Source organism: Actinomyces provencensis, from assembly GCF_900155435.1.
Classification (GTDB): domain Bacteria; phylum Actinomycetota; class Actinomycetes; order Actinomycetales; family Actinomycetaceae; genus Pauljensenia; species Pauljensenia provencensis.
The window spans coordinates 1-6136 of sequence record NZ_LT700234.1 but is presented as its reverse complement, the minus strand read 5'-3'; the positions used below and the strand labels follow the sequence as shown (position 1 = coordinate 6136).

12 protein-coding genes are annotated in these 6136 nt (G+C 68.9%); 1 reads left to right on the top strand and 11 read right to left on the bottom strand.

What is annotated here, in order from left to right:
• The 11 genes from BQ9890_RS14585 to BQ9890_RS14535 all read right to left on the bottom strand — a co-directional run.
• On the bottom strand, nt 1-391 hold a 391-nt coding region (locus tag BQ9890_RS14585; protein ID WP_230298053.1), incomplete at its 3' end, for an HK97 family phage prohead protease.
• A gap of 2 nt (nt 392-393) precedes the next feature.
• Complete coding sequence (locus BQ9890_RS16640; RefSeq protein WP_075893396.1) at nt 394-1437, bottom strand: phage portal protein; 1044 nt, start codon at nt 1435-1437, stop codon at nt 394-396.
• Nucleotides 1438-1452: 15 nt separating this feature from the next.
• Nucleotides 1453-1668, bottom strand: coding sequence for a hypothetical protein (locus BQ9890_RS14575; protein WP_075893394.1), 216 nt, complete (start codon nt 1666-1668; stop codon nt 1453-1455).
• Nucleotides 1665-3014, bottom strand: coding sequence for a hypothetical protein (locus BQ9890_RS14570; RefSeq protein ID WP_075893392.1), 1350 nt, complete (start codon nt 3012-3014; stop codon nt 1665-1667). Before BQ9890_RS14570 ends, BQ9890_RS14575 begins: the two co-directional genes overlap by 4 nt.
• A 200-nt stretch (nt 3015-3214) precedes the next feature.
• The gene (locus BQ9890_RS14565; protein WP_143226480.1) at nt 3215-3529 is read right to left on the bottom strand and encodes a hypothetical protein; all 315 of its coding nucleotides are present in this window, start codon (nt 3527-3529) and stop codon (nt 3215-3217) included.
• Nucleotides 3526-3735 (bottom strand): hypothetical protein, encoded by a 210-nt coding sequence (locus BQ9890_RS14560; RefSeq protein WP_075893388.1) that lies wholly within the window; start codon nt 3733-3735, stop codon nt 3526-3528. The genes BQ9890_RS14565 and BQ9890_RS14560 overlap by 4 nt, the downstream gene beginning before the upstream one ends.
• Complete coding sequence (locus BQ9890_RS14555) at nt 3732-3965, bottom strand: hypothetical protein (protein ID WP_075893386.1); 234 nt, start codon at nt 3963-3965, stop codon at nt 3732-3734. Before BQ9890_RS14555 ends, BQ9890_RS14560 begins: the two co-directional genes overlap by 4 nt.
• A complete protein-coding gene (locus BQ9890_RS14550) occupies nt 3958-4932 on the bottom strand; it encodes a hypothetical protein (RefSeq protein WP_143226479.1) in 975 nt (324 codons plus the stop codon). The genes BQ9890_RS14555 and BQ9890_RS14550 overlap by 8 nt, the downstream gene beginning before the upstream one ends.
• Nucleotides 4929-5105: a hypothetical protein gene (locus BQ9890_RS15710; protein WP_154671916.1), complete on the bottom strand. Its 177-nt coding sequence runs from the start codon at nt 5103-5105 to the stop codon at nt 4929-4931. Before BQ9890_RS15710 ends, BQ9890_RS14550 begins: the two co-directional genes overlap by 4 nt.
• 230 nt (nt 5106-5335) lie before the next feature.
• On the bottom strand, nt 5336-5524 hold the full coding sequence (locus BQ9890_RS14540; protein WP_143226478.1) for a hypothetical protein: 189 nt from the start codon (nt 5522-5524) through the stop codon (nt 5336-5338).
• Nucleotides 5521-5754, bottom strand: a complete 234-nt coding sequence (locus BQ9890_RS14535; RefSeq protein WP_143226477.1) for a helix-turn-helix domain-containing protein — start codon at nt 5752-5754, stop codon at nt 5521-5523. Before BQ9890_RS14535 ends, BQ9890_RS14540 begins: the two co-directional genes overlap by 4 nt.
• A gap of 101 nt (nt 5755-5855) precedes the next feature.
• Here BQ9890_RS14535 and BQ9890_RS15025 point away from each other — a divergent pair.
• Nucleotides 5856-6136: helix-turn-helix domain-containing protein (locus BQ9890_RS15025; RefSeq protein WP_078062621.1), on the top strand; the 281-nt coding region annotated here is incomplete at its 3' end.

The window sequence follows — 6136 nt, the reverse complement described above, 5'->3', positions numbered from 1 at the left end:
GGGCGGCGCCGGTGATGCGTCCGGCGACCAGGCGGCCACCCCGGATGACGGGGTCGTCGACCTCGACGGAGAGGCAGGCGCGCAGGCCTTCGCTGGCTTCGGTGAGGGCGTCGTTCCCGGCTGCGGTGCGGGCCACGGCGAAGGAGGCGCGGATGCCCTGGTCGGTCTCGGTGATGGAAGCGGCTCGGGCGATGGGGCGGGTCGGGTCGTGTTCGACGTTGAGGATGCAGGAGGTGGGGTCGTCGGGGAGGGTGAGGGTGTGGGCGGCGGCGGTGAGTCTGCCCAGGTTGGTTGCGCCTTCCTCCCCGAACGGCAGGAGGGTGCCGGAGATGGTGCGGTCCTTCAGGCTGGCGGTGAGGGTGGCCGCCCAGGAGGCGGTGAGTCGGGGCATGTTCAGTCCTCTACGTTGGGGCCCTTGGTGGGCTGGGTCGGGGTGGCGAGGAACTCCACGTCGAACTGGACGCTGGAGCCCTTGGGGACCATGTCGTCCATGGACAGGCGCTGTTCGATGGGGGTCATCCAGTAGTTGAGGGAGAGGTCGATCAGTTCGTTTCGGGTGCCTTCCTGGGTGGAGTAGGTCAGGGACGCGGTGGCGGTGGAGCCCTCCAGGAGCTGGGCGGGCAGGTTGAGGAAGTTGGCCACGTCGAGGCGCACGGCGTTGCGGCCCTCAATGAAGAGCTGCGGGTCGGCGGTGGAGTCGGGGATGTTGAGGCTGATGGAACTGGGGGTGTAGGCGGTGCCCCCGCCCCTGCGGGCCTTCTCCCAGGCGGCGACCGTCTCGTTGGCTTCCTCCTGGGTGAGGTCGGCGTTGGCGTCGGTGGAGTGCAGCTCCATGATCGGGACGGGGCTCTTGACACGTTCCTGCCAGGCGGACTCGATGGCGAGCGCTCCCCGGATCGTGTCGGCCGCGATGGTGGTGAGTCCCTCCTGGGGGCCCTCGAAGTAGCACACCTGGTCGGCGGGAGCCTGCTCACCCAGGACGGTGATGTTGAGGTCGTCGTCGATCTGCCACCACTCAGGTGGGACGCGGGCGGCGTCGGTGACATGACCTGCCGTGTCGCGCTCCAGTGCCCACAGGCTCACCCCGGAGAAGATCAGGTCGTCCAGGGTCCACAGCATCCGCGTCTGGGGTGAGACGTCCCCCGAGTTGCGGATCATCCACTGCTCGGAGGCGACGCGGGTGGCGTTGCGCCACTTGGCCAGGGGCTGGCGGGAGAGGGTGCCACAGATGACGGCGCGCCCCTTGGCGATGGCGGGGACCCGCATGGCTTCGGCGCGGGAGATGACCAGGGGGGCGTCCTGGCCAAACACGTCGGACCACACGATCTTGGACAGGTCGGTGGACGCCCAGGGCGAGCGGATCGGCGTCTGCCTGCTCGCCATGCCGAGGCGCGACATGGTCTCGCTCGCGTAGCGGATGCGGCTCAGGATTCCCATGCCTCCCCATCGTTGTCAGGGGGTGTGACATTTCGTCGAAGTCGCGCGCCGACCGCGACGCTGGCGGCGCGCGTCGCGGACCTGGTGGTCGTCGGGATGCTGGTGGGTCTCGTGGGCGGTGAGGCGTGCGAGGGCGGCGTCGCGGCTGGTGGCCAGGCCTCGCCACCCGCACGCGCAGATGGCCAGGGCGATGCGGCTGGAGGGGTCGCCCATGTCGATGCGCCATTTCATGAGCGGCCTCCTGCCACGACGATGCCAGCCGCGCTGGTGGCGCGGGTGATCTGGTCTGCCTGCCACAGGGCTTCGGAGGCTGCGACCAGAGGGGACACGTCGGTGGTGGATTGCTTGCGGGCGAACAGGCGACCGCCGTCTCCGACGTTGCGCCAGGCGGAGCCCTCCACGGCGCGGGTGAGGTCGGCCTGGTCGTAGTGGCGGACGTGGCCCGCCTCGATCTCGGAGGCGATGCGCCCGGCGGCACCCATCATGTGTTTCAGGGAGAGGGGGGCGGTGCGCACGCGCATACGGTGGAGGCGGTCGGCAACGTCCTGGTTCGCGCCGATGACGTCGTAGGCGACGGGGGCGCGGTACTTGCGGGCGGCCTTGGCTGCGACCTGGGGGAGCCACTCGGTGCGGGGCCGGTAGGCGAGGACCTCCAGGTGGCCGATGCCCTCGGGGTCGCGCCAGGCGGCGAGGAGGGCGGCACTGGAGGAGTCGGGGGCGACGTCGAAGGCCAGCGCCAGGCGCTCGGGTCGCTCGGGCAGGTCGGGGCCTGCGGAGTCCTTCGCCCAGGCGGCGGCAGAGATGGCTCCCACGGAGGAGTCGAAGGGGAAGCGGCACATGTACTCGCGTTCGAACTGGGCCAGCGGCATGGACTCGAAGCGCTGCTGCATGACGGCCAGCGTGGTCAGGGTGGAGATGCCGGGGTGGACGCGGCGCAGGACCTTGGTGTTGAGGCGGGTGGTACCGTCCTCGTCGATGATGACGGACTGCTCGTCGTCGCGGATCGAGTAGTCGACGATTCCCACGCCCTTGGCCTTGGCGCGGCCGCGCTCGACGGTGTCCCACAGGAGACCGGCGCGCACTTCGGCGGGCGTGCCCGCGATGATGACCTGTCCCCGAGGTCGGGTGTCCATGAGGGGCAGCGCGCCAGCGACCAGGGCCTCGGACTTCTCCGGGGACAGCTCTCCGGCCTCGTCGAAGAGCATGGCGTCGGAGGCCTCGCCTCGGAACGCGCCAGGCTCGGGGGGCACAACCCACAGGCGTGACCCGTTGTCGAACTCGATGGACTCATCCCCATTGGCCCACCGGAGGCGTCCCATGCGGTGTCCGGCGTTGCGGGTTCCCTCGAAGTCCACGGCGGGGGAGTCGAGGATGCGTTGGATCTCGCGGAACCGGTTACGGGCGCGGATCCCGTCCTGGGCGGTGGTGACGACCTTGTACCCGGGGATCGACACGCACCTGCCCAGGAGGACATTCCAGATGGACGTGGTCTTGGTGGCGCGGCGGGGAATGAGAGCGACCACGGTCGGGTAGAGCGGGAGGCCCTCCGAGTTCGAGGCCTCCATGATGGCGGCCACCTCCTCGCCCTGGCGGAACAGGTCCAGGCCGGTGAGGTCCGCACCAGTGAGTCCGGCGGCGATGTTTGTGCCCCGCGGGATGCGAGATATGTGGGTGGGCCGTGCAAATCGGCGTGTTCTCGCGGGTCCGAAGGGGGAGAAGGGGCGGGGCCTACGGTGCGTGGGCTGTCCGCCTGTCTCAAAAAGCAGGTCTTGCATATTCATACACCCCGGATGTTGTTCAGTCGTTCGTCTGCACGTTTGATCGGTCGAGCGGCGGCGCGACGCGCGTTGACGATGGCCGCGCCCCTCTTGCCGCCGTCGCTCAGGTTGCAGTGGTCGTGGGACGGCCAGGTCTCGGTGCCCCCGAACTCACGTGGGATCGGGTAGTGGTCGGGATGCCAGCCGCCCGCCTTCTTGGTCGGGTCAGGCACCACGGGCTTCCCGCACCGGCAGCACGGCACGGGCAACCTCGGCTCCCACATCGCGCGCGCCTTGCGGGACTCGGACCCACCCCACTTGTTGCGGCGGCTCATCGGGTCACCGGCCTCGTGTCGCACACCACGGTCACCGTGGACACGGGGCCACGCACCAGCCGGTAGCGGGGGCGGCCCCTCAGTTCCCGCCCGTGTCGACGCGCCAGGGTGTCCAGGGTCGTGGCCGCCTGGTACTTCCACCACTCGACAGACCTCGGGCTGGTCGGTGGGATGACCAGGGCGACGCTGTACTCCGTGCCCTTCATGACTCGTCTCTCACGATCGAGACGGCCACGCGGAGCAGATGCTGAACGCCATCGAGGGCGGCAAGCACGCGCATCTGGTCGGCACTCATCGAGTAGGGCGAACCGTCGGCGGGGCCCATGATCGACGCGGTGCAGTCCTCGACGGAGTCCTGGGCACCACGGATCAGGTCCAGGAGTTCAGCGCGGGGGTCCGCGCCGTGACCCTGTCCCTGCTGGGGTTCCTCATCCACGCGCCAGCTCCTTCGCCTTCGGGTCGGCCAGGGCAGCGCGAGCGCGTGCTGGGCCGTCAAGGTCGGGGTAGTGCTCGTCCATGTACTGGTCGAACGCGCTCACGCTCAGGGCGTCAGGTTGTGGCTCGGGTGGTGGTGTGCGGTGTGACTTGGGGTAGGTGATGGTGGGTGCTTCGGCTGACTCCTGGGCTTTGCGTGCCTCCCAGCGGCAGCGGTGGCAGCCCATCGGGTTGCCCACGCCGTGGTAGCAGCGCACGGGCAGGTACTTCGGATCGGGGTCTTGGCCGCGTCGGCGGTACATGGTGTCTCCTGTCTCGGTCGTGGTGGTGTCGGTGGTGGCGGATGGGACGCCCGCTGGGCTCCCTCCACTCTCTTTGTGAGTAGGGTCTGCACTCAGTTCCGCATGGACTGACCTGCGGGAACGCTCCCGTTGCTTCTTGATCGTGGGAGTGCCGAGGCGCGCGAGGCGCGCCCGCGTGCGAGCGTTGCGGTCGCGGGTGGCCTGGTCCTTGGCGGGGCGCGCGAGGCGGATCAGATCGACCAGGGCCTTCTTGTTGATGCGCATCCACCCGGCCTGAGGGACCCCCCGGTACACGCCGCCCCTGCGCCACTCGATCAGCCCGGCGTCCTCCAGCCAGTACAGGCACTCACGCACCCAGCGCTCGGTCAGGCCGGTCCCGCGCTTGACGTCCCACGCGGTGACCGTGCCCTGCCCGTAGCGGTAGTGCACGAGGTCACCGATGCTGCGCAGGGTGGAGCGCACGCCCTGCCACTGATACCCGTCCAGGTAGCCCCACTGGGCTGTTGCCAGCGCCCGGAGCAGGAGCGGGACCGGGGCGGCAGCCGTGATCGGTCGCTTCGGCTTCTTGGCCTCCTCGGGGCTCTCCTCGACCTCAGGAGACGGCATCGACTCCCGAAGTGCCTCCAGCTCCAGGTCAATGTCCTCCAGCACCATGACCGCGCTCACCAGAGCCACCCCGCCGTCTCGATCAGCTCGAGCGATGTCCAGTCCATGTCCCCGGCCACCGTGATGCCCCCGGGCAGGTGCGACCAGACCCGCGTGAAGGGGCCGTGCGTCCCGAAAGGATCGACCTCGTCCACGATGAGGTCCTCGGTGACGATGCGCAGGAAGCAGGGCAACGTCAGAGGGTCACTCTCGGCCGCCCCCACGCGGCACCACGAGTAGGTGGCGGGGAGCACCGAAGTGATGTCTGCGGGTCCCTCAACGAAGATGCATTCACCTGGACGGCACGCCCCGTGGCCGTCGAAAGGGGCGGGCCGGGTGAACACGTCAGGACCGGCTGGGATGAGGCGAGAGGAACGGACCCGATCCCCCACGGAGGGGATGAAGTGCGCGACCGCCGGGGCGCTCATGACAGTCCCCGCTCACCCAGGACCGCGAAGTAGACGAGGACGGCAGTGGCGAACCACCCAACGACGGGTGTGGCCACGGCCCAGGACTCACGGGCCACCATGCCCACGGCCACGGCACACACCAGGGCGGCCAGGACGTTGACCAGGGCAGCGACAACCAGCCAGTCCACACGGAGCTTCATCACCGGTCGGCCCCTGCCATGGCGGCCTCGCCGTAGGCGGGCAGATCGATAGGGACGCCGATGTCCCAGAGTCGGTCGAGATCGTCGATGGACCACAGGCGGTCGCCAGACAACTTTCGCGACAGACTTGCCTGGGAGATGCCGAGGCGGGCGGCCACCTCGGCTTGCGTGCTGCGCTCTGCCGTCATCCAACGGCGGACCTCGCGAGTGATCGCGGTCTGAGAACTGCTCATGGTACGTAGCTTGCTGATTCGGTAAGTGAATTGCAAGCGTGTAACTCAATCGGCGTGTCGTATCGGCATGCGCCCTTGCCATCTCGGTATAGAGTTGCACCATGACAGCTACTCAGGTGAGGACCGGGGTCACCCTCCCGGACATTGTGGCCGCCAACGTGCGGGCAGAGGCAGGACGACTGGGGATGAACCAACTTGACGTCGCGCGGGCCCTCGGGGTCACTCAGGCGACGGTCTCGCGGCGCTGGCACGGGCAGCGGGCGTGGCAACTCGACGACCTCGAAGCGGTCGCCCGAGTGCTTGGCGTCAGCCCTGCCGATCTGCTGCAACCCACGGGCCGTGAGTGCCCCCGACAGGACTCGAACCTGCAACCGTCGGATTA